At 54.4% G+C, this 22,205-nt stretch carries 19 protein-coding genes, 1 tRNA gene and 1 pseudogene; 14 read left to right on the plus strand and 7 right to left on the minus strand.

The features are described from left to right. Positions 1–334: 334 nt before the first annotated feature. The 10 genes from thrS (at position 335) to AUC61_RS16815 (ending at position 9,206) form a co-directional block, all read left to right on the plus strand. Positions 335–2,257, plus strand: a complete 1,923-nt coding sequence (gene thrS / locus AUC61_RS16770; RefSeq protein WP_243247323.1) for a threonine--tRNA ligase — start codon at positions 335–337, stop codon at positions 2,255–2,257. Beyond that, complete coding sequence (infC, locus tag AUC61_RS16775; RefSeq protein ID WP_172435341.1) at positions 2,257–2,808, plus strand: translation initiation factor IF-3; 552 nt, start codon at positions 2,257–2,259, stop codon at positions 2,806–2,808. Before thrS ends, infC begins: the two co-directional genes overlap by 1 nt. Before the next feature lie 60 nt (positions 2,809–2,868). Further along, positions 2,869–3,063 carry a 50S ribosomal protein L35 gene (gene rpmI / locus AUC61_RS16780; protein ID WP_002553160.1) on the plus strand — a complete coding sequence of 65 codons (195 nt, stop codon included), beginning with the start codon at positions 2,869–2,871 and terminating at the stop codon, positions 3,061–3,063. A 28-nt stretch (positions 3,064–3,091) separates the two neighbouring features. Then, positions 3,092–3,448, plus strand: a complete 357-nt coding sequence (rplT, locus tag AUC61_RS16785) for a 50S ribosomal protein L20 (protein ID WP_007905879.1) — start codon at positions 3,092–3,094, stop codon at positions 3,446–3,448. Between the two features lie 107 nt (positions 3,449–3,555). Then, the gene (gene pheS / locus AUC61_RS16790; protein WP_122664527.1) at positions 3,556–4,572 is read left to right on the plus strand and encodes a phenylalanine--tRNA ligase subunit alpha; all 1,017 of its coding nucleotides are present in this window, start codon (positions 3,556–3,558) and stop codon (positions 4,570–4,572) included. A gap of 79 nt (positions 4,573–4,651) precedes the next feature. Next, on the plus strand, positions 4,652–7,030 hold the full coding sequence (pheT, locus tag AUC61_RS16795; protein WP_243247324.1) for a phenylalanine--tRNA ligase subunit beta: 2,379 nt from the start codon (positions 4,652–4,654) through the stop codon (positions 7,028–7,030). A gap of 3 nt (positions 7,031–7,033) precedes the next feature. Next, entirely contained in the window at positions 7,034–7,336 is a 303-nt protein-coding gene (gene ihfA / locus AUC61_RS16800) for an integration host factor subunit alpha (protein WP_002553164.1), read from the plus strand. After that, positions 7,317–7,673, plus strand: coding sequence for a MerR family transcriptional regulator (locus tag AUC61_RS16805; protein ID WP_243247325.1), 357 nt, complete (start codon positions 7,317–7,319; stop codon positions 7,671–7,673). Before ihfA ends, AUC61_RS16805 begins: the two co-directional genes overlap by 20 nt. A gap of 85 nt (positions 7,674–7,758) precedes the next feature. Continuing rightward, a tRNA-Pro gene (locus AUC61_RS16810) sits at positions 7,759–7,835 on the plus strand. A 1,113-nt stretch (positions 7,836–8,948) separates the two neighbouring features. Beyond that, positions 8,949–9,206, plus strand: a complete 258-nt coding sequence (locus AUC61_RS16815) for a DUF1652 domain-containing protein (RefSeq protein ID WP_243247326.1) — start codon at positions 8,949–8,951, stop codon at positions 9,204–9,206. A gap of 580 nt (positions 9,207–9,786) precedes the next feature. Here AUC61_RS16815 and AUC61_RS16820 read toward each other — a convergent pair. Further along, positions 9,787–10,035, minus strand: a complete 249-nt coding sequence (locus AUC61_RS16820) for a hypothetical protein (RefSeq protein ID WP_243247327.1) — start codon at positions 10,033–10,035, stop codon at positions 9,787–9,789. Between the two features lie 257 nt (positions 10,036–10,292). Between AUC61_RS16820 and AUC61_RS16825 the strand changes: the two genes are divergently transcribed. After that, positions 10,293–11,300 carry an NAD(P)-dependent oxidoreductase gene (locus AUC61_RS16825; RefSeq protein WP_243247328.1) on the plus strand — a complete coding sequence of 336 codons (1,008 nt, stop codon included), beginning with the start codon at positions 10,293–10,295 and terminating at the stop codon, positions 11,298–11,300. 111 nt (positions 11,301–11,411) lie between these two features. Here AUC61_RS16825 and AUC61_RS16830 read toward each other — a convergent pair whose 3' ends face one another. Beyond that, positions 11,412–11,627 (minus strand): DMT family transporter, encoded by a 216-nt coding sequence (locus tag AUC61_RS16830; RefSeq protein ID WP_243247329.1) that lies wholly within the window; start codon positions 11,625–11,627, stop codon positions 11,412–11,414. 31 nt (positions 11,628–11,658) lie between these two features. Between AUC61_RS16830 and AUC61_RS16835 the strand changes: the two are divergent. Then, positions 11,659–12,579: pseudogene (locus AUC61_RS16835) on the plus strand (MmgE/PrpD family protein); the annotation flags it as partial. A 24-nt stretch (positions 12,580–12,603) separates the two neighbouring features. Continuing rightward, positions 12,604–13,650, plus strand: a complete 1,047-nt coding sequence (locus AUC61_RS16840; protein ID WP_243247330.1) for a GlxA family transcriptional regulator — start codon at positions 12,604–12,606, stop codon at positions 13,648–13,650. Between the two features lie 725 nt (positions 13,651–14,375). Here AUC61_RS16840 and AUC61_RS16845 read toward each other — a convergent pair. The 4 genes from AUC61_RS16845 to AUC61_RS16860 all read right to left on the minus strand — a co-directional run bounded on the left by AUC61_RS16845 (position 14,376) and on the right by AUC61_RS16860 (position 20,068). After that, complete coding sequence (locus tag AUC61_RS16845) at positions 14,376–15,623, minus strand: OmpP1/FadL family transporter (protein WP_243247441.1); 1,248 nt, start codon at positions 15,621–15,623, stop codon at positions 14,376–14,378. A gap of 185 nt (positions 15,624–15,808) precedes the next feature. Further along, positions 15,809–16,477, minus strand: a complete 669-nt coding sequence (locus AUC61_RS16850) for a DUF3313 domain-containing protein (RefSeq protein WP_243247331.1) — start codon at positions 16,475–16,477, stop codon at positions 15,809–15,811. 128 nt (positions 16,478–16,605) lie between these two features. Next, positions 16,606–18,633, minus strand: coding sequence for an alkyl/aryl-sulfatase (locus tag AUC61_RS16855; protein ID WP_243247332.1), 2,028 nt, complete (start codon positions 18,631–18,633; stop codon positions 16,606–16,608). A gap of 649 nt (positions 18,634–19,282) precedes the next feature. Further along, positions 19,283–20,068: a transporter gene (locus AUC61_RS16860; RefSeq protein ID WP_243247442.1), complete on the minus strand. Its 786-nt coding sequence runs from the start codon at positions 20,066–20,068 to the stop codon at positions 19,283–19,285. Positions 20,069–20,548: 480 nt separating this feature from the next. Here AUC61_RS16860 and AUC61_RS16865 point away from each other — a divergent pair, with 480 nt between their 5' ends. After that, on the plus strand, positions 20,549–21,790 hold the full coding sequence (locus tag AUC61_RS16865) for a PrpF domain-containing protein (RefSeq protein WP_243247333.1): 1,242 nt from the start codon (positions 20,549–20,551) through the stop codon (positions 21,788–21,790). A gap of 154 nt (positions 21,791–21,944) precedes the next feature. Here AUC61_RS16865 and AUC61_RS16870 read toward each other — a convergent pair whose 3' ends face one another. Next, positions 21,945–22,163 (minus strand): hypothetical protein, encoded by a 219-nt coding sequence (locus AUC61_RS16870; RefSeq protein WP_243247334.1) that lies wholly within the window; start codon positions 22,161–22,163, stop codon positions 21,945–21,947. Positions 22,164–22,205 lie beyond the last annotated feature (42 nt).

Here is a 22,205-nt window from a genome sequence, read left to right on the forward strand (position 1 = left end):
TGAGTTACACAACCATCTGACGGCCTTGAGGCGCTCCAGTTCAGTGCGCTTTTTATTGGGCTGGGTGTTGGAGGCGGTGATTAAGTGATATGGCGTGCATGTGCTCGGGCTGAGCTGTGATAGGATGCGCGTCCTTTATATCTGTTCGCTGCTGGCTAGAGCTTGTCTAACCTCGTCGTTCAGCTTTTTATTGTTCAATCCAGTCATCTGGTTCGGTTCAAGGTTGGCCGCGAGGCTCCTGCCACTGTGAGGCAGGCATACCACCGGATCACGTACTGGCTCATCCCAACCCACGTGACCTTTGGTAGGGGTCACCACTAGGAGAGGAGGCGCCATGCCCACCATTACTCTTCCCGACGGCAGTCAACGTTCATTCGATCACCCGGTTTCCGTAGCCGAGGTCGCGCTTTCCATTGGTGCTGGTCTGGCCAAGGCCACCGTCGCCGGTAAAGTCGACGGCCAACTGGTCGATGCCAGCGATTTGATCGAAAAAGATGCCAGTCTGCAGATCATTACCCCCAAGGACCAGGAAGGGCTGGAGATCATCCGCCACTCGTGCGCCCACCTGGTAGGTCATGCAGTCAAGCAGCTGTACCCGACTGCAAAAATGGTTATCGGCCCAGTCATTGATGACGGCTTTTATTACGATATCGCTTACGAGCGCCCGTTCACGCCTGAAGACATGGCAGCGATCGAGCAGCGTATGCAGCAGTTGATCGAAAAAGATTACGACGTCATCAAGAAGGTCACTCCGCGTGCCGAAGTGATCGAAGTATTCACTGCGCGCCATGAAGATTACAAGCTGCGTCTGGTTGAAGACATGCCAGAGCAGCAGACCATGGGTCTGTACTACCACGAAGAATACGTCGACATGTGCCGCGGCCCGCACGTGCCGAACACTCGCTTCCTAAAGTCGTTCAAGCTGACCAAGCTGTCGGGCGCCTACTGGCGTGGTGATGCCAAGAACGAGCAGTTGCAGCGTGTCTACGGCACTGCCTGGGCTGACAAGAAGCAACTGGCTGCTTACATCCAGCGGATCGAAGAAGCTGAGAAGCGCGATCACCGCAAGATCGGCAAGCGCCTCGGCCTGTTTCACACCCAGGAAGAAGCGCCAGGCATGGTGTTCTGGCATCCGCAGGGCTGGACCTTGTACCAGGTGCTTGAGCAGTACATGCGCAAGGTGCAGCGCGAGAACGGTTATCTGGAGATCAAAACTCCGCAGGTCGTCGATCGCTCCCTGTGGGAGAAGTCGGGTCACTGGGCGAACTACGCCGACAACATGTTCACCACCGAGTCAGAAAGCCGCGACTACGCAATCAAGCCGATGAACTGCCCTTGCCACGTGCAGGTGTTCAATCAAGGCCTGAAAAGCTACCGCGAGCTGCCAATGCGTCTGGCCGAGTTCGGTGCCTGCCACCGTAACGAGCCGTCCGGTGCGTTGCACGGGATCATGCGCGTACGTGGCTTTACTCAGGATGATGCGCACATCTTCTGTACTGAAGATCAGATGCAGGCCGAGTCCGCAGCGTTCATCAAGCTGACCCTGGATGTGTACGCTGATTTTGGCTTCAAGGACATCGAACTGAAGCTTTCAACTCGTCCAGAGAAGCGTGTAGGTTCCGACGAACTGTGGGATCGCGCTGAAAGCGCGTTGGCGTCGGCTCTGGACAGTGCTGGTCTGCCATATGATCTGCAGCCGGGCGAAGGCGCGTTTTACGGTCCGAAAATCGAGTTTTCGTTGAAGGACTGTCTGGGTCGTGTCTGGCAATGTGGTACCCTGCAGCTCGATTTCAACTTGCCGATCCGTTTGAGCGCGGAATACGTGTCCGAAGACAACAGCCGTAAGCATCCGGTCATGTTGCACCGGGCGATTCTCGGTTCCTTCGAGCGTTTCATCGGAATTCTGATCGAGCACTATGAAGGTGCGTTCCCGGCCTGGCTGGCGCCCACTCAGGCAGTGATTATGAATATCACTGATAAACAGGCAGATTTTGCCCTTGAAGTGGAAAAAATTCTCGCGGAAAGCGGGTTTCGTGCCAAGTCCGACTTGAGAAATGAAAAGATCGGCTTTAAAATCCGTGAGCATACTTTGCTCAAGGTTCCTTATCTCCTCGTGATTGGAGATCGGGAAGTTGAAATGCAAACTGTCGCTGTGCGGACACGTGAAGGTGCAGACCTCGGCTCGATGCCGGTCGCCCAATTCGCTGAATTTCTCGCACAAGCGGTTTCCCGGCGTGGTCGCCAAGATTCGGAGTAATTATTATTAAGCGTGAAATGAGACAAGATAAACGAGCTGCACCGAAAGCCCCGATCAACGAGAATATCTCGGCACGCGAGGTTCGGTTAATTGGAGCTGAAGGCGAGCAGCTTGGGATTGTGTCAATTGAAGACGCGCTTCTTAAGGCTGAAGAGGCCAAACTGGATTTGGTGGAAATTTCCGCCGATGCAGTACCCCCTGTTTGCAAGCTGATGGACTACGGCAAATCGATCTTCGAGAAGAAGAAGCAGATTGCTGCCGCGAAGAAAAACCAGAAGCAGATTCAGGTTAAAGAAATCAAGTTTCGTCCAGGGACGGAGGAAGGGGATTACCAGGTAAAACTACGCAACCTGGTACGTTTCCTGAGTGACGGGGACAGGGCCAAGGTATCGTTGAGATTCCGTGGTCGTGAGATGGCCCACCAGGAGCTGGGCATGGAACTGTTGAAGCGGGTTGAAGGTGACCTGCTCGAATACGGTTCCGTTGAGCAGCATCCTAAGATGGAAGGACGCCAGCTGATTATGGTCATCGCCCCGAAAAAGAAGAAATAACCACCAGGGCACGGCAGGCCTTGCGGTTATGTTTATCAACTGAATGCGGAGTATCCGAACATGCCAAAGATGAAGACTAAAAGTGGTGCAGCTAAGCGGTTTTTGAAAACTGCTAACGGCATCAAGCACAAACACGCTTTCAAGAGCCACATCCTGACCAAAATGTCGACCAAGCGTAAGCGTCAACTGCGCGGTAGCAGCTTGCTGCATCCGTCTGACGTGGCAAAAGTCGAGCGCATGCTGCGCCTTCGTTAATTTTGATCAAGAATAGAGGAAGTAACTCATGGCTCGTGTAAAGCGTGGCGTCATTGCCCGTAAGCGTCACAAAAAAATTCTGAAACTTGCTAAAGGCTACTACGGCGCGCGTTCACGCGTATTCCGTGTTGCCAAGCAAGCGGTAATCAAGGCAGGCCAGTACGCCTACCGTGACCGTCGTCAGAAAAAACGTCAGTTCCGCGCTCTGTGGATCGCTCGTATCAACGCTGGTGCTCGTATCAACGGTCTGTCCTACAGCCGTTTCATCGCCGGCCTGAAAAAAGCGTCCATCGAGATCGACCGTAAGGTTCTGGCTGATCTGGCAGTGAACGAAAAAGCGGCGTTTGCTGCGATTGTCGAGAAAGCTAAAGCCACTTTGGCCTAAGTCCCCGACAATCACCGGGCCTCGGTTTTCCGGGGCTCGGTGTTAAACGTCATAAATAGGGGAAGAGCCTTAAAGCTCTTCCCCTATTTCGTATCTGGAGTCTGTACATGGAAAACCTGGACGCGCTGGTCTCGCAAGCTCTTGAGGCTGTGCAGAGCGCTGAAGATATCAATGCCCTGGAGCAAATCCGGGTTCAATACCTTGGCAAGAAGGGCGAGTTGACTCAGGTGATGAAGACCCTGGGGAATTTGCCTGCAGAAGAGCGTCCGCAAGTCGGCGCCCTGATCAATGTCGCCAAGGAGCGTGTCACAGAGGTTCTCAATGCCCGCAAGGCGTCGTTCGAGGAAGCGGATCTCGCCGCCAAACTCGCCGCCGAGTCCATTGACGTGACCCTGCCTGGCCGTGGCCAGACCTCGGGCGGTCTGCATCCGGTTACCCGTACTCTGGAGCGCATCGAACAATTCTTCACCCACATTGGCTACGGCATCGCCGAAGGCCCTGAGGTGGAAGACGATTACCATAACTTTGAAGCGCTCAACATCCCAGGCCATCACCCGGCCCGCTCGATGCATGACACCTTCTATTTCAATGCGAACATGTTGTTGCGCACCCATACCTCGCCGGTACAGGTCCGCACCATGGAATCGCAGCGCCCGCCGATCCGCATTGTTTGCCCGGGCCGTGTATACCGCAGCGACTCCGATATCACTCACTCGCCGATGTTCCACCAGGTTGAAGGCCTGCTGGTCGATCGCGATATCAACTTCGCTGACCTGAAAGGGACTATCGAAGAGTTCCTGCGGGTGTTCTTCGAAAAAGAACTGGCCGTGCGTTTCCGCCCGTCTTACTTCCCGTTCACCGAGCCTTCTGCTGAAGTCGACATGGAATGTGTGATGTGCAGCGGTAAAGGTTGCCGTGTCTGCAAACAGACTGGCTGGCTGGAAGTAATGGGTTGCGGCATGGTTCACCCAAACGTGTTGCGTATGTCCGGCATTGATCCTGAAGAATTCTCGGGCTTTGCTTTCGGCATGGGCGTGGAGCGTCTGGCCATGCTGCGTTACGGCGTCAACGACTTGCGTCTGTTCTTCGATAACGACTTGCGGTTCCTCGCGCAATTTCGCTGAGGCGCTTCGCGGCAGCCCGCCAGTAGCCGCTGTCGCAGAGCACCGGAGTCGCCCGTAACGCATTTTTTTGGAGAGCAGGATGAAATTCAGTGAACAATGGTTGCGCGGCTGGGTAAGCCCGCAAGTATCCCGCGACGAGCTGGTTGCTCGTTTGTCGATGGCCGGCCTTGAAGTCGATAGCGTCACCCCGGCTGCGGGTGTATTCAGCGGTGTGGTCGTCGGCGAAGTGCTGAGCACCGAGCAACACCCCGATGCTGACAAATTGCGCGTATGCCAGGTCAGCAACGGCTCGGAAACCTTTCAGGTTGTCTGCGGCGCGCCAAACGTGCGTCCGGGTCTGAAGATTCCATTCGCCATGATCGGTTCCGAGTTGCCGGGCGATTTCAAGATCAAGAAAGCCAAGCTGCGTGGCGTTGAGTCCAACGGCATGCTGTGTTCCCAATCCGAGCTTCAGGTAGGCGAGGGCAACGACGGCCTGATGGAACTTCCAGCCGATGCGCCGGTGGGTGAAGACTTCCGTGTGTACCTTGAGCTGGATGACGCCAGCATCGAAGTTGACCTGACCCCCAACCGTGGCGACTGCCTGTCGCTGGCTGGTCTGGCTCGCGAAGTAGGCGCGCTCTACGCGGCCCCGGTGGCTGTTCCGGCTGTTGCTGCTGTTGCGGTAACACACGATGAAGTACGTCCGGTTGACGTGCTGGCGACCAACGCCTGCCCACGCTACCTCGGGCGCGTGATTCGCAATGTTGATCTGTCTCGTCCCACGCCTTTGTGGATGGTTGAGCGTCTGCGTCGTTCCGATATTCGCAGCATCGACGCAGTAGTCGACATCACCAACTACGTGATGATTGAGCTGGGTCAGCCATTGCATGCGTTTGATCTGGCTGAAATCAATGGCGGCATCCGTGTGCGTATGGCAGAAGAGGGCGAGAAGCTCGTTCTGCTGGACGGTCAGGAAGTCAGCCTGCGTTCCGACACTCTGGTGATTGCTGACCACCAGCGCGCCTTGGCAATCGCCGGTGTGATGGGAGGGGAGCACAGCGGTGTTTCCAGCTCCACTCGTGATGTGTTCCTGGAGAGTGCGTTCTTCGACCAGATCGCCGTTGCGGGTAAAGCCCGTTCGTATGGCCTGCACACCGACGCTTCACATCGCTACGAGCGTGGCGTTGACTGGCAGTTGGCTCGCAAGGCGATGGAACGAGCCACTGGCCTGCTGCTGGAAATCACCGGTGGCGAAGCCGGTCCGGTAATCGAAGCTGTCAGCGAAAAAGATCTGCCGTCGATCGCACCGGTCACTTTGCGTGCCGAGCGTATCGAGCAGATGCTGGGTCTGAAAATGGACCCTGCGGAAATCGAAGGGCTTTTGACCGGCCTGGGTTTGACCGTTTCTGCTGAAGCAGCAGGGCAGTGGCGTGTTGAAGTGCCAAGCCATCGCTTCGACATCAGCCTTGAAGTTGATCTGATCGAAGAGCTGGCGCGCCTTTACGGTTACAACCGTCTGCCAGTTCGCTACCCGCAGGCGCGTCTTGCGCCTCAAGCCAAAGCTGAAGCCCGTAGCGATCTGCCTGAATTACGTCGTCTATTGGTCGCTCGTGGTTATCAGGAAGCAATTACCTACAGCTTCATCGATCCTAAACAGTTCGAACTGTTCAGCCCCGGTGCTGAGCCATTGCTGTTGGCGAACCCTATCTCCAACGACATGGCCGCCATGCGTGCGTCGTTGTGGCCAGGCCTAGTCAAATCGTTGCAGCACAACCTCAATCGTCAGCAGGATCGCGTTCGTCTGTTCGAAAGCGGCTTGCGCTTCGTCGGTCAACTCGATGGCCTGAAGCAAGAGCCGATGCTGGCAGGCGTGGTCTGCGGTAGCCGCTTGCCTGAGGGTTGGGCGCAAGGTCGTGACGTGGTCGATTTCTTCGACGTTAAAGCGGACGTAGAGGCTGTTCTGGGTTTTGCCGGTGCGCTCGACGCTTTCACTTTTGTACCGGGCAAGCATCCAGCACTGCACCCTGGCCAGACTGCGCGCATCGAACGCGACGGTCGTGAAGTAGGCTACGTCGGTGCCATTCACCCTGAATTGTCGAAAACCCTGGGTCTGGATCGTCCAGTCTTTGTTTTCGAGCTGGTTCTGGCAGAAGTTGCACTGGGTAAAATGCCTAAATTCCAGGAGTTGTCGCGCTTTCCTGAAGTACGACGTGACCTGGCGCTGCTGGCTGATGAAGGTGTTCCAGCGACTGCCGTTCTCGACGTTATTCGAGAAAATGCAGGCGAATGGCTCACAGACCTCAGGCTATTTGACGTTTATCAGGGTAAAGGCATTGATCCGCATAGAAAAAGCCTTGCAGTTGGCTTGACCTGGCAGCATCCATCGCGCACTCTTAACGACGATGAGGTCAATGCGGCGACGCATAAAATCCTCACCTCACTCGAGGAAAGGTTAAACGCCACGTTAAGGAAGTAGCGTATGGGGGCTCTGACGAAAGCTGAGATGGCCGAACGTCTGTATGAAGAGCTGGGCCTGAATAAACGAGAAGCCAAGGAATTGGTGGAGCTGTTCTTCGAGGAAATCAGGCACGCTCTGGAAGATAACGAGCAAGTCAAATTGTCCGGATTCGGCAATTTTGACCTGCGAGATAAACGCCAGCGGCCAGGTAGAAATCCGAAGACAGGGGAAGAAATTCCTATCACGGCTCGCCGTGTTGTCACGTTCCGTCCAGGGCAGAAGTTGAAGGCCCGAGTTGAGGCTTATGCTGGAACCAAGTCATAACGACGAGTTACCGCCGATCCCAGGCAAACGCTACTTCACCATTGGTGAGGTCAGTGAACTCTGCGCGGTCAAACCGCACGTTTTGCGCTATTGGGAACAGGAGTTTCCTCAGCTCAACCCCGTTAAACGACGTGGTAACCGCCGGTATTATCAGCGCGAAGACGTGCTGATGATCCGGCAGATCCGCGGCTTGCTCTACGAGCAAGGTTTCACCATCGGTGGTGCGCGTTTGCGTATGACCGCTGGCGAACCCAAGGATGACACTCAGGATTACAAGCAATTGATCCGGCAGATGATCGTCGAGCTGGAAGACGTTCTGGTGGTATTGGGCAAGTAGAAAGGGCCCGGATACTTCCATAATTCAAAAGCTTAGGTTATATTCCTCGAAGTTTCCGCAGCATTGAAACTGATACACGCCTAGTCGGGGCGTAGCGCAGCCCGGTAGCGCACTTGCATGGGGTGCAAGGGGTCGAGTGTTCGAATCACTCCGTCCCGACCATATTCTCTGACTAAAATCAGACACTTAAGCCGGTTATCTCAACCGGCTTTTTTGTGCCTGCGCAATATATGCGCAAAACTGGCGCAAAACCATCCGATGATTTCGCTGATATTCAGGCCGGAATCGCTTCAGACCAGACGATTTCCTAGTGGTCGCGCTGGTAGTTTTCGTCAACTCCTCCGTCGCGTGCCCCGCGATCTTCCGACCATTCTTCCCGTCCTTTCTGTACAGATGCAGCGATGGGGGGGCTATGCGCTACGGACGAGCTGGATTTTCCCTTCGAAGACGATGGCGCGGTGACGGTGAGATGGGAACCGATATCGCTCGGAGATCGCCCGATTGAAGCTGTCGAGGAGAGGGAAGAGGAGTCCGTGCCTTTCTGATCAGGCATAAAAAAAGGCCACTTAGTGGCGGGCCTCGTTTGGCGGGGGATACCCTATTATTCTGGGTATAGGGTTCCAAGCAGGGATCTTACATCTTGGTTCAAGCCGTTCACTCCTGGCACCTGGACGGCGCGGGAATCTGCGACCAGCATGGCTTGAACGCGCTCTCGATTCTGCGGCATGTTGGTAATTTCTTGCTCAATACCCTTCATTTCTTCGTCGAAAGCTTCGGTCGCTCGCTTGGTTAGCCGCTCAATCTCATAGCTGCTTTTTGCGTTTGGATATCGCCGCTAATGCCCTTTCGCTTTTGACCTCTTCTGAGTGCCTTTCAATGCGAAGGCGTACGCAGCCCCCGCGTCGACCTCAGATTGAGTCTCGTAGCGAGTCCAGCCAAACACGCCAATCCCCAGAACAAGCGCGGCAGCTAAAAATCCCTGAATTACGTTCTTCATATCCCCTCCATAGGTGAAAGGTGATTCTACCTTGCCACCACTGGCGAGCACACTCCGCTTGCCTCAGAGCCAAATCTCAGACATGAAAAAGCCCGCGATGGGGGAGCGGGCTAAGGCCTGATAGTGCCTGCATTCAAATTACGAGGCTGCTCGTGAAAAAAGCGTGAAGGTCTGACTGAAAATGTTCGGCGCTAGGCTTGGCCGCACCAAAATCTGCAACAAATCCGCCCAAGCTTGTCTACTCTTCATGAAACTATCGGGTCAGCAGAGGGCGCACGATGTATTCAAAACCAGATATCCAGCGAATTCTTGAAACAGCGTTTTTGCCCTCGAAGTGCGAATGCGTTGTCAGTGCAAACGACAGTTTCTCGGTGAAGCTCATCAATCCCGCATCAGGTGATATCGAGCTGTATGTAGCAGCGATCTCCTGGTCTGAGCTTTCCACCAGCAGGTCCATCGCCAAGCTGGTGCTCTCGCTGAAAGAACAGAGGGACCTTATGGGTAAGATGGAGCTGTCCATGAAGCGATTGGGGTAGGGCTGACACGAACAAGCCCGGCAAACTGGCTCCTACAAATCCCTATCCTCAGATAATCCAAACTCATGGCTTCAAAAACAGAAACATTACCCACAATGGGAGGGCGAGGACCAAAGGCACCCCGACGAGCAGGACTAAACCCTGAACAAGGTATCTCCAGCGATAGAGGCGGGTCCCTTCAGGTGCGTTCCTGGCATCCTTCCACCAATCCCAAAGGTCCAGAATCCTTAGCAGCTCAAAAACATCTCCGATGTCTGCACGCAATGCCAATTTCTCCCTTTTGCTACAACTCGATATCCGCGCGTAGCACTGGTTCACACCGACTGGCCATTCTACACATACAGCACCCGACCCAAGAGGTGGGTATCGTCGACCCGGATCTCCTCTGGGTCAAGCGATCCGTCAACCAGCAGGGGGGCGCGGTCCTTAGCCCTCGGAGCCATCGAATGACCCCAGCGGTAATCATCTTGAGATGGAAATGGTCGGTCAGAGGCTATGCTGGGTGGTCAAGTCGTAGGTATTTCCCCAGACGGTAATGACGTTCGAGCCGTTGGTGCTGGAAGCCACTTCCTCGGCTGCGTCAGCGATCTTTTGCCGAGCGTCGTCTGACAGGTTTTTCCCCGTGCTCTGCCAGCATCTGCTGAACGATGTCCGCGGATGACTGGGGCGCAATCGGTCTCGCAGTGCTGGTGAGTGACTCGATCTCATCAGCCAGGCGCTTGCTGAATTTCTCCATTGGCTCTTGGAGCATGCGCGACAGGCCGGCTGCGAACTTGGTGTTCAGGGGATTGATGCCCTTGAAATACAAGTTCACGGCAGCCGGCGTCATTCCCGCCCCATCGGCGATTTTTCTTATGGCTGAGCTTCAGCTCGTTCTTTTTCGGGCGACTGCTCCAGCCATTCACAAAGCCCTATCCGCGAAACGGGACATCCGTGTGCTTGAGCTGCCCGATACCTCTCTTATATTTGGCTGCTCGACCTGGAAATGTTCGAAACCACTAAACCTACCAATGGTAGGTTACGACGAATAAGGTTCTTGCTAGGCTATCTACGAATGGTAGGTAAACCCCTAAAGGAGAACCGATGATGTCACTCAATCCTATTTTGTTCATGGGCGGCTCTGGCGCTATTGGCCATCGCGCCGCGCAGGCATTGCGCACGGCCCATCCCGATATCCCGCTGCTGATCGGCGGCCGAGACCTTGGCAAAGCTCAGCAAGCAGCGGAGCAGATGGGTGGCGCGCAGGGCGTGCAGATTGATTCCGGTGCAGAGGACCTCGGGCTCGGCGACCGTCAGGTCAGCGCCGTGGTGGTGTTTTACATGGATCACTCGCTTTCCGGGCTGCGTTATGCGCAGAAGCGTGGCGTGCCGCACCTCAGTATCTCTTCAGGCATCTTCGAGATTGCACCGGAAATAGCCGCCTACATGCACACGCCTGATGCTGCGCCCATCGTTCTCGGTTACGAATGGCTGGTGGGTGCCACGACCGTGCCTACGCTTGAAGTCGCCCGGTCGTTTGGCCGGGTGGACGAGATATGCATCAACGCACTGGTCGATGAGCAGGACACCGGCGGGCCGACCGTTGCCACCGATTTTGAACACTTGAACAGAATGTTGCCCGCTGCGCTGACTCGCCGGAAAGGTGTGTATGTCTGGCGTGAAGGAGATGATGCAAAGGCCAGTTTCCACGCTGTGGATGGTACGGTTCTCGAATCCTCTGGATTTTCCTCAATTGATGTCGTTGGTTTGGCGACTGCAACGGGGGCGTCCAACGTGCAGTTCAACCTGGCGACCGGCGTAAGTTCGACCCGTCGTCAGGGTGGGGCGATGTCGACGGAGATCGTCATTGAACTCGCTGGCGAGGATCTGAAGGGCAAGCCACTGCGTACGCGTCATGCCGTTGTGCATCCGGCAGGCGCTGCTGTGCTGACAGGGCTTAGTGTGGCAATGATTCTTGAGCGACTGCTCGGGCTGGACGGCCAGATACCGACTCCGCCCGGTCTGTACTTCCCTTATCAGATTCTCGACGCCAAAACGTATCTGCAACGTTTGGAGCGAGAGGGCGGCGAATTGCGCGAACTGCAATCGGAATGAGTCAGCGCGACGCTCACTGTAGGTGGCGTTCTTGATCGAGGGTGGCAATACCAATGCGTAAGCTAACGCGTCCTCCTTGTGGAGGAGGACGCCACGCCGGTAACTGCGCCGTCAGGATTTGGCCTTGATCGCATATAACCCGCCCGCAATCACCAATAAACCTCCTGCAATCGTCCACGCATCCGGGACTTCGCCGAACACAAAAACACCGATGAGGGTGGCGAATACCAGCAGGGTGTAGTTGAACGGTTGCAGGCTGCCCGCCGTGGCCAGTTTGAGTGACTGAATGAGCAGTAGCTGGGCGACGATGCCGGTCGTTGAGAGCACGCCAATCAACAACCATTGGTCAACAGTTGGATCTACCCAGCCGGGTAATCATGCCTCAGGGGCTTTCGCCGGGATTGGGGTGGTGTGTGCCGGCGCGCGCCTGCTCAAGCTGGACGAGCAAACCTTCAGGCACGCCCTCGGTATTGCGGAATATTTTGGCCCGCGCTGTCCGATGATGCGCGTGGTGGATTACCCGTCGATGCTGCGTGATGCCCATGGCGCTGGCGCTCATGCGGGCATACATGCGCTGCTGATGGCCCAGGCTGGCGTCACGGGTGCTCCCGCCGAAACCATCGAATTGGTGGGAGGGCTCCCTTACTGGCAGGGCTTGGGCGAAACCTGGGAAATCGACGAGCAATACTTCAAACCCTGGCCGGTCTGTCGCTGGGCCCAGCCAGCATTGACTGCCATGACGCAGCTGATGAGCGTGCACCCGGAGATCGCCCCCGGGAACATCGAAGCGATCCAGATTGAGACCTTTCACGAATCAGTGCGTTTGCAGGGGCATTTCCCCAAAAATGCCGATGAAGCGCAATACGCGTTGGCATTTCCGGTTGCCGCCCTGGTGGCGCGGGGTCGCGTCACTGCAGATGAAGTGACAGGTACGGCTATTGATGCTCCGGATATTCTGGCTATCAGCGAGAAAGTCAGCATCAGTGAGGCGGCTGATCTATCTGCGCGTTTTCCGGAAGAGATCCTGTCTCGTGTCACGATTGAACTTAAAAACGGCAATCGCATTGTCAGTCCGACGACCTCTGCCAAGGGGGATCCGGCCAACCCGATGTCTGCCGCCGAGTTCATCGAAAAATATCGGCTGTATTCAGAGCAAAGCCTCGGAGGCTCTCGCAGCCGGTTGCTTGAGCAGGCAGTCGCCAGCCTGGCAGAAAAGACTGATTGCGAAGGGCTGCTTAACCTTCTTCTGTCTCCCTGCACTGAAGCTGCTTACAAGTGAACGCCCAGCCAAGGGGGGAAATTGATGACTTACGTTTTTGAAAGCGTGCTCAGGGATCAGAACCTGCGTTATTCGTCCTCTGCCAAAACCCTGTCAAAGCCGCAGTCAGTGGTAAGGGTTGCATTTATCCTGCTGGATAACTTTTCCCTGATGTCGTTTAGCGGCGCGATGGACGCACTGGTGACTGCAAACCTGATGAGCGAGGCGCCGATTTTCGATATCCAGAAAATCAGCCTCAAAGGCGATGCAGTCTTGAGTGATTTGGGGGTCGTCGTTCCCGTTGACCTGGAGCTTTCGGAACTGCGTGCGCGCCATGATTTGCTTGTTGTGGTTGGCGGCTTGCGTGTCGAGTTGAAAAGCAACCCGTGTCTGCGACGCAAGCTGATTGCCGCCGCGGCCTGCGGCACGAGCATGGGCGGGTTGTGGAATGGCGCCTACTTTCTTGCAGATGCCCGGGTAATGGACGGGTACCTCTGTGCTTTCCACCCTGACGGGCGCGCAATGATGGCGGATACTTTTCCCAATCTGCGTATCTGTGACCGGAGCCATGTGGTTGATTCCGAGCGGATGACGTGTGCAGGCGCGAGCAGCGCTTTGCGGATGATGCTGGAGTACATCCGCGGCACCCAAGGCAGTTCGTTGACCCGGGCAGTGGAGGAAATTCTCGGGTGTGACGAGTATGAGCGTGTAAGCGGTGTGTCCACTGTGTCGGTGGACTCTGATCCGACGCTGCCGCAAGCCCTGAAGCTGGCGCTGGAATTGATGCACAACAACATAGAAGAGCCGTTGAGCCTCGATGACCTAGCTGCTTGCGCCGGAATTTCAAAGCGCCAGCTTGAGCGCCGGTTCTTTCGCTTTGTCGGAGCCGCTCCCGGTCGGTATTACCTGGAACTGCGATTGACCCGGGCTCGACAGCTTGTTCTGCAGACCAATCGATCCATCACCGATATTGCCATGGCCACCGGTTTTGTGAGCATGCCGCATTTTCACAAACGCTTTCGAGACTTCTTTGACGCCGCCCCCGGCAGTTACCGGGCGACATACGAATTACGCAAGCGAGCGAGCGGTTAGCATCGCCCGGCTTGAAAAAACGAATGTTTTGATGCTTCTGCTGCTATCAAAGAATAATTCCATAATTGGAATGCTTTTCTGTAGGAGCTGCCGAAGGCTGCGAAGCATTGACCCTGACATATCGCCACCGCAGCCTTCGTTAGGAAATTGCACCGTACCTGACCCCCGATTGCATTACCACTGACCAGTGGTTTGCATTCTACCTGACCACCTCCGCTCGGCACGCGTGGTTTAGCAGGCTCACGCTAGAGAAGAAAAGCCTGTGAGTCGCCCAATGGTGATGTTTAAATTCAAGCTGGTGGCGTGACCTGTGGATTTCCATCGTATATGCATGTCCAGCCCCGATACCTGAGCTCGACATTCTATTTTCGATACCCTGCGCCTTCAAAGTGCTCGCTCATTCCGGTGACAAGCTCAGGGCCGTCCTCTACACAGGTAAAACTGTGGAGGTTCGCATTTTCTTCCCTTCGCGTATTGATCAGTTTAGGTAGTGTCGATGCTTATCTGATGCCTTCATGCTGATATTCTGGAAAATCCGCGTTGTGGGAGGTTCGTGATTCTGTGGAGCCCGGGCCATCCATTGAACCCTTTGGAATGGCTTATCAAAACAATACTGGTAAGTGCTAAGGACGGCAGCCAAAGGCCGGTGTTTCCACAAAGCTAACGCCTGACAGGTCGATGGTTTGAAGGCTTAACTTTACTTGTGTGATCAGAGTCATGAGGGGTCAAAAACGCCAAGTGGCTCCGCCGCCTATGATGTGTAAGGCTGCGTTACGATAAGTCCCAGAGAGGGTATCGCCCGAGCGTGCTTTCGTTTGGTTGACATCCATGTCTCCCAGCCAGACCAAAGTGTAGGCCGCATGTACGTCCAGCCCTTCGTCGATCTTATAATTGAATCCGGTTGCAAATCGCCAGGCTTCTCCCATCGGGTTGTCAACGGTGCGGTCCTTGTCGTCTACCGCAGAGCTGTCATAACCTAACCCCATGCTCCAGCGAAGACGCGGCGAAGCTTGGTATTGTGTCCCGACGGACACGTGCCACGTATCCTTGTACTTGCGGTCGGCCGTACGACTGACGTCAGCAGCATTGGCGTCGATCTCAACGCCAATGTCCCCGAATTCACTCCAGTCCTGCCAACCTAGGCTGCCCAGTAGCTTCCACTCTGAATTGAGGTCGTGGGCAACACTGAACAAGACGGTCTGAGGTACCGACATATCCAGCTCCAAAGAGTCCACATCCAGGCGACGCAGCGCGGCGTTGATGAGAGGATTATCGACATTACGTATCTTGGGACTGTCCTTGAACTCCAGATCAATTTTACTGGTGTAGGCCAAGCCGAGCTGGGTGCGTTCGCTTAATTGATAAAGTAGACCGACATTGACTCCCACACCGACGTCAGTGTCTTTGAATTCGAGTTGCCCGTCGGGGCTATCGCGCAGACCAAGCAGATTATTGTTGATGGCCGTTTCATTGCGGTAGTAGGCGTACATGATGCGCGGGCCGATGCCAATCGACAGATCATCAGTAAACTTATGCGCCAAAGTCGGTTGGAATGAAACACCGATAATCGCCGCTTCCTGATTGAAGTATCGACCGGCCCAGTCATCATCATAATCAAGGGCGAGACCAAAGTTTCCGTACATGCCAAAACCGATGGCCGATTTCTCGTCAATCTGATGACTAATAAACAGGCTGGCTCCCGGTAGGTATTGCAGGGCATTGCCGCCCTCATTGCCCTCGAACTGATTATTGCTGTTTCGAGAGAAGCGCATGTCACCCAAAATCACCTGCGCATTAGCGCTTAATTGAGTGCCGTACAGTGCGGTGATACCCGCTGGGTTGCTCATCAGCACGCTGGGGTCGATAGCCAATGCAGCGGAACCGGCATTGGCAAGGCCGTTACTCTCTTGTCCTGCTTCGTAAATGAGAATGCCTCCGGCAAATGCCTTGCCAACAAACAAGCCCAAGCTCATAGCCAGGATGGCGACGAAGTATCTGTGAAAGGGGGCGCGTGGATACATGCCGTTTCCTCTTGCGATACGTCAGGTCAATTAAACCGATATTGAAGTTCAACCGAAGCCGTCAGGATCATCCCCCCGCCGCTAAGCTAGTAGCCAAGCGGCGTGGAAACAATCCTTTCAGCCAGTCCGGCTTACGACTATTTCTTTAGTTGGTGGAATGAGTTGGCAATGTCTTTTGCCCAGACATCGAGCACCGCCTTGAAATCACTTGCTTCCATTTCTTGGGAGGCACCATCCAAGTCATCACCGGCGCCTTTACGGACTACCTGGGCCACGACCTTGTTATCGTCACTATTGAGGAACGCCGCTTCGGTCGCGAGTGTCGTATCCTGATCGCGTATACCGGTAGCCGCGCTGACGCCTGCGGCAACCAGTGCAATAGGAATTACCTCGTAGGGACGTAAGCCTTTGGTCTTGGCACTCACTGCGGTGATGGCTGGGCGAACGACCAATACTCCAGGCCCGGGCCCGGTCGCCAGTGGCAGCTCCCTGGAGAACGCGTTTTTCAAGGTTTGATCGTAATAGTCCGTAATCCCTTTAAGGGTTTTCAGCGGAATCTTCGCGGTGGGTTGAGGTTTGGGATAGAACTGGCTTGGCTCGACGTAAACACCGGTATATTGGTTTGCTTTCACGTCGGGATCAATCCAGCGCATGACCGCTTCCCCGGAAGGTGATTTCTCCTCCTTGAGTACACTGTAGTCCTTGAGGAATCCTGAGTACTGGTCAGGTTCTACATATTTGTTGGCGCAGCCGGACAGCGCCAAGTTCAATACAAATACTGATGCAACGAGAATTCTTGTTTGCATTGGATGCTCCAATTTCTAGCGGCTAAAGCCACCCATAAGTCGATGCCAAAGCTGAAGTGGTATCGGCCAGGCAGGAAGCGGATTGCGAACCGTTATTCGTTCACCGTGGCGCGGCGACGGTGCATTGCTTATGGCGTGACGATGTTGAACCAGAAGTCGAAGTCATCCATGTAAGAGACCAGCTCTTCCAGCTTGCCTTGCGTGCCGTCGACCTTAATCCCTCCAGAGGCCAGCGCATCTTTCAAAGAGGTTTCCTTCAACACGATTTTGTTAAGCGTGTCGCGTGTCAGCGTTACTTTGGCGTCGGCATCTTTTGCTACAACACCTTCGGTATGGTTGAGCACGCCGTTCCCCATCTCCACCGAATATTGCTGCTTAAGGTCGGTAAAATCGAAGTTCAATGACAGACGCTTGCCGTCAGCTTTCGGGCCGTTCAGGCGCATTGCAAGGAAGTCGAAAAACAGATCCAGATCCATAGCACGGACAGTGTCGGGGCTAGCTGTATCGGGGGTGGGGAGCTTCATTACGCCTTCACGAAGTTCTTTAGCGCCCGTGAGGTAGAAGTTACGCCATGGACCACTTTCAGCCTGGTAGCCCAACTGTTCGAGTGCATCGGCCTGCATGTTCTTGGCCGCCTGATTCGACGGGTTCGCGAACACAACATGGTTGACCACCTCAGCGACCCAACGAAACTCACCCTTGTCCATGTACTCTTTGGCCTTCTTGAGTACCGCCTCTTCGCCGCCCATCATCTCGACGTAATGTTTGCCACCTTCTTCTGGAGGCAATTCGTTCAGCGAGGCAGGGTTGCCGGTGAACCAGCCTAGGTACAGCACATAGGTGGCTTTAACGTTGTGATTCACCGAGCCGTAGTACCCACGGTTGGAGAACTTGTTAGCGATCTCCTTGGGCAGTTTGAACTGCTCTGCGATCTCGACCATGGTGTAGCCTTTGTTGATTAAGCGCAGTGTCTCGTCATTGATGTAGCGGTACATGTCGCGCTGCGACGACAATTGCTCGCGAACCTCCTTGTTGCCCCAGACCGGCCAATGGTGCATGGCGTACATCACCTGGACATCGTCGCCCCATAACTTCAGCGATTCGTTAAGGTATTTCGACCAAGGGAGCGGTTCGCGTATTTTTGCTCCACGCAACGAGTAGGTGTTGTGCAGCGTGTGCGTCGAGTCCTCAGCGGTGTTGAGCGCTTTTTTCTCTTTGATGTAATAGAGCATTTCAGCCGGTGCTTCACTGCCTGGCGCATAGAGGAATTGGTAGGTCAGGCCGTCGATGATGTGCGTTTCGCCGGTCGTCTTGATGATGTCAGTCGGGGGGATCAGGGTCACGGTACCTGCTGAAGTCGTGGTTCCCAGTCCCGCACCCAACTGGCCGGTCGATGCTGGTGGCAACAGGTTGCCGTACATGTAACTGGCACGGCGACTCATGGCTGTGCCCGCCATGACGTTTTCGGCTACCGCATGCTCTAAAAAGCCCAGCGGTGCGTAGATCTTGACCTTACCGGCCTTCACATCATCTTCGTTGACTACTCCGCGTACGCCGCCGTAATGGTCAATATGGCTGTGGGTGTAGATTACTGCCACGACTGGTTTCTTCGGCCGGTGCTGATAGTAGAGATCCAATGCCGCTTTAGCGGTTTCAGTAGAAATCAGCGGGTCAAAAACTGTAATGCCTTCCTTGCCCTCAACGATAGTCATGTTCGACAAGTCGTAGTTACGCACCTGGTAAATACCGTCTGTGACCTCGAACAGACCAGAGATATTGATCAACTGAGATTGACGCCAGAGGCTTGGATTGGTCGTGTCCGGCGCTTGCTCACCCTCCTTGATAAAAGAATATTTGGCCGGGTCCCAAATGACGTTGCCCGAAGAACCCTTGATAACCGTGGAAGGTAGTGGGGCGATGAATCCTTTGTGCGCAAGCTCGAAAGACGTTTTATCGTTGAACGGTAGTTCCTTGAGCAGGGCATCATTAGCTTCCTTGGTGGCGACGGAGGCGGGTTTGGGTTTGTCCACCTCTGCTGCTAACGCGTGGCTAACCATTGCCATTGCTGCGACGAGTGAGAAGATACCGACTGACTTCAGGGTTCGCCGACTGCTAGGGGCAAACAGTTGCCCACCTAACTTCATTTTGGACGTCATTTTCCAAGCTCCTTCTATACGACGGAACGCGCTAGGGCCATAAGCGCTACTGACAAGCAAAAATAAAAGTAGTAGCGATTGGGGAATAGTCGAGAGCCCTTAATCAATTCACGGAGGTTGAAAGAGGAAGAGGCTGTTAGTTAGCTTGCTAATAAACTTTTAATATCTATCAAATCTACGAATGAGAGCAGTTAGCCATCTTTCGGCTATTTACCGATATTTTTTAGACGGTTGCACTTGAGATCGCAAAGTTGTGCAGGAGTGCTAAAGCGGTTCAGCTTTCGTCAGTCATGAGTGAACAAATCAAATGCGTAGCGTTTGCGCCTCTGTATTTAATCGACGAGTGGTAAATATTTCACATTTTTAATAATCATATAAAACGCAGGTGCAGCAGTACGTCACCTGCGTTTCTGTCCGTTGGTCAACTATCTGATTAATATGTTTCTAGCCAGTATTCCGGTGTTTCAACTGCGAGACACACTATGTCAGGGATTAATACCTTTGGCATAAAACAGTGTAAGCACCGGTTGCTTGTTTTAATGAACTTAAGCCTGTGTGATGCTCATAACAGGTGACAATAAGTAGGGGACGAGCTTAGTAGATGCCACAACGACACTAGTTATAGGGCTGATGAAATGGTTACTGGTTTTTACCTTGGGAACAGGAACGTTACCGCAACCCTGAAACCCCAGCCCTGCGGGCCATCATCGGGACTCTCTATCCAATAGCGGGGGCCAGCCTGCACAGTCAGAGGCTGGCCTTTGATTTTCAACAGCTGGGTGACCATCAGGTTGATTGGTATCGACCACTCACGAGACTGCCAGTTGTAGGTCGACTCAGTGTTGATTCCGTAGGTAGTGAACTGGCTGTTTGTGAATGACAGAAAGGGTTGAAGAAAGGTTGAATTAACCTTGTCCTTCTCGTCTGGCGGGCTGTCGTCTAAGCCCCATAGGTGATTGGCGAGAATTCCGCGTGTCCATCCATTAGATTGTTTGAGCGCCACGACTGTTGGTCCCAAGGCCCATTGTTCACTGCTCAGTAGGTCGTCACTCCCGGTTGGTATCAAAATAGCTGGACCAGCGCCTAGTATCCACCCGCTGTCGGTTGGCTTCTTCGGAGAAAAGAAAAAGCTCTGAGTGACATCGCCCACCCCGGATTTATCAGCTGCGCCTCCAGGCGCGAGTCCATGTTGATCAATGACCGGCAGAATCGTGCGAGATATCAGGTTCCAGTCGTCGTTCAAAGTGAAAGGCAGCACAGGCTGGATGTTTGTGAGACTGCGCATGCCGCCTCCACTAGGACCCATTTTCTGGTCCCAGTTGTATTGCACAGGCAGGCTGTACATCGCTGCAACGGGGTTGAGGGCTTGTTTAGCAAGTTCTGCTGAATCTTCAGCATGAACCCAAGTGCTCTGCGACAAAATGCCAGAGGCCAGTAATACGAATGCGCTGAGTTTACTGAACACATTTCGCTCCTTTGTCCGGCAAGTCCGGATAGCTGCGCTAAGTCAATTTTCTACCCTCAATAGCGTAGGCCTCTAAATGCGGTGAAGCTTGAAATGAAACGATTTTAGAACGCCCCTGGTCGCCATGTGCTCATCAAGACGCTCCATCAGACATCAACTTGGTACCCATTACGACATAGCTACTATTAGCGTTACTGGTCAAGTCGAATGCAATTGACTGGTTAGATTGGAAATAAATGGTCAATTAAATGCAATTACGCACTCGGCGGCCAGATAATTCAACTCCATATTTAAAGCAGTCTGGACGTCGGGGGAGACTCGATTTTCAGGGGTACAAGTCTGTAGGATGCGCTATCTCAGCGCTTGTTCAGGTCCGGTCAGATGATCGGGCGCGAGTCTTTGAACAAGGCTGCTCATTCAGCGTACGCACCGATAGCTATGGAGTACTCCATGCACGAATCCCGATCCTCACCTTCCAGTCAGTTCACGCTTCGCAGTCACCTTCGGTGCGGCGTCGTCGAGCTGCCTGTGCACTACATGCGTGGCGGCACTTCGACTGGCGTAGTGATTTGGGAGCCTTTGTTGCCCCGCGATGAAGAACTGCGTGCAGAGGTGCTGCGTCATCTGATGGGCGTTCCACTGTCAGGCGATCAGCCAGGGAATCGGCAGATCACCGGCCTCGGCAGAGGCCCGGCCACCAGCAATAAAGTGTTCCTGGCCCGGATCGAAGAAACGTCGGCAGGGCCACAGATCATCAGCACGCTTGCCCAGCTGGCGAGCGATCATAGCGCTATCGACTGGAGTGTGAACTGCGGCAACATGTCTTCTGCGTTGCCGCTCTGGGCTCTTGATACAGGGCTTATACCGGCACCTGCCAGCGGAACCTTTGAAGTACCAATCAAGAACACCAACACTGGCGTCGTGACGCTTGCGCGGATGTATCGCGATGAGCAAGGGCGTTTCATCAATGCTGAAATTCCGGGCGTTCATGGCGCCTTTCCCAGCGTCGATCTGTTTCTGCAGTCGCCCGTAGGGAACAAGACTGGCGCGTTCTTGCCGACCGGAAATGTTCTCGACAGGGTCGCCGGGCACGACGTTTCGTGCGTCGATGTCGCGGTGCCGATGGTCATCGCTGATGCGGCGGGCTTTGGCAAAACGGGGCATGAGCCCATTTCGGTGCTTGAGGCTGACAAAACGTTCATGGCGCAGCTACGTCAAGTCTGGATTGAGGCAGGGCTCAAGATGCGCCTGCGCCGCCGTGATGGTGAGCTTATGAGCCTTGCAGATTTGGAGCGAAGCGAGACCATACCCAAGGTCTGTATCGTTGGCGCTCCACGTCATGGAGGCAATATTGCGGTGCGATATTTCACGCCGCAAACGGGGCATGCGTCGATGGCTGTTTCAGGCGGCTGCTGTCTTGCCGCTGCGTGTCTGTTACCGGGGACTGTTGCTCATAAGATCGCAGTGGGTATTGCTGAGCCTGTTGCCTCGTTTTCAGATATCGAGGTGAGCATCGAGAATCCGGCGGGCAAACTGGATACCACCGTCAGTGTGAGAACTGAAGGCCGACATATCGAAGTCAAGGCTGCTGCCTACCGTCGCAGCGCGCAAATACTGATGCGCGGGCACGCACCCTTGTACAGAGCTTCCGCCCAGCTGATTGAGGCACTGGAGAGTGTTATTCCGGGCTGAAAGAGCCGAATTTTAGGCAAAAGAAAAGCCCGCGATGGGGATCAACGGGCTTAAAGTCATGAAGGAGCTGGGTTAACCATACGGGGCAGGGCGTGAAAAAAACGTGAATGAAAACGGCAAATGTCTTCACTTCTTTCTGGTAAGCCTTAATCCGTTAGCGACCCTCGCCATACATCCCGTTCAAGATCACCAGTTCAAGTGTCGCCACGATCACGCACAGCGATATGAAACCCGGGCTGAAAACCCGCTTGCGGTTCGATGAGTCGCTGTCGGGCCATGGTCCATCAATGAAAAAACCGATGATCAGCAGGCCAATCAGCAACGCCCAATTCTGAGTCCTTTTCGTCCCTCTGTTACGTTCCCATTCGGCCATCTGCTCAGCTTACCTTCGCGATTGATCAGCTTTAAAAACCCT

This window comes from Pseudomonas maioricensis (assembly GCF_022790535.1).
GTDB lineage: Bacteria > Pseudomonadota > Gammaproteobacteria > Pseudomonadales > Pseudomonadaceae > Aquipseudomonas > Aquipseudomonas maioricensis.

Coding starts and splice junctions, on each gene's coding strand:
- thrS (WP_243247323.1), top strand. CDS start 335: ATGCCCACCATTACTCTTCCCGACGGCAGTCAACGTTCATTCGATCAC.
- rpmI (WP_002553160.1), top strand. CDS start 2,869: ATGCCAAAGATGAAGACTAAAAGTGGTGCAGCTAAGCGGTTTTTGAAA.
- rplT (WP_007905879.1), top strand. CDS start 3,092: ATGGCTCGTGTAAAGCGTGGCGTCATTGCCCGTAAGCGTCACAAAAAA.
- pheS (WP_122664527.1), top strand. CDS start 3,556: ATGGAAAACCTGGACGCGCTGGTCTCGCAAGCTCTTGAGGCTGTGCAG.
- pheT (WP_243247324.1), top strand. CDS start 4,652: ATGAAATTCAGTGAACAATGGTTGCGCGGCTGGGTAAGCCCGCAAGTA.
- ihfA (WP_002553164.1), top strand. CDS start 7,034: ATGGGGGCTCTGACGAAAGCTGAGATGGCCGAACGTCTGTATGAAGAG.
- AUC61_RS16805 (WP_243247325.1), top strand. CDS start 7,317: ATGCTGGAACCAAGTCATAACGACGAGTTACCGCCGATCCCAGGCAAA.
- AUC61_RS16815 (WP_243247326.1), top strand. CDS start 8,949: ATGTATTCAAAACCAGATATCCAGCGAATTCTTGAAACAGCGTTTTTG.
- AUC61_RS16820 (WP_243247327.1), bottom strand. CDS start 10,035: ATGACGCCGGCTGCCGTGAACTTGTATTTCAAGGGCATCAATCCCCTG.
- AUC61_RS16825 (WP_243247328.1), top strand. CDS start 10,293: ATGTCACTCAATCCTATTTTGTTCATGGGCGGCTCTGGCGCTATTGGC.
- AUC61_RS16840 (WP_243247330.1), top strand. CDS start 12,604: ATGACTTACGTTTTTGAAAGCGTGCTCAGGGATCAGAACCTGCGTTAT.
- AUC61_RS16845 (WP_243247441.1), bottom strand. CDS start 15,623: ATGAGCTTGGGCTTGTTTGTTGGCAAGGCATTTGCCGGAGGCATTCTC.
- AUC61_RS16850 (WP_243247331.1), bottom strand. CDS start 16,477: ATGCAAACAAGAATTCTCGTTGCATCAGTATTTGTATTGAACTTGGCG.
- AUC61_RS16855 (WP_243247332.1), bottom strand. CDS start 18,633: ATGACGTCCAAAATGAAGTTAGGTGGGCAACTGTTTGCCCCTAGCAGT.
- AUC61_RS16865 (WP_243247333.1), top strand. CDS start 20,549: ATGCACGAATCCCGATCCTCACCTTCCAGTCAGTTCACGCTTCGCAGT.
- AUC61_RS16870 (WP_243247334.1), bottom strand. CDS start 22,163: ATGGCCGAATGGGAACGTAACAGAGGGACGAAAAGGACTCAGAATTGG.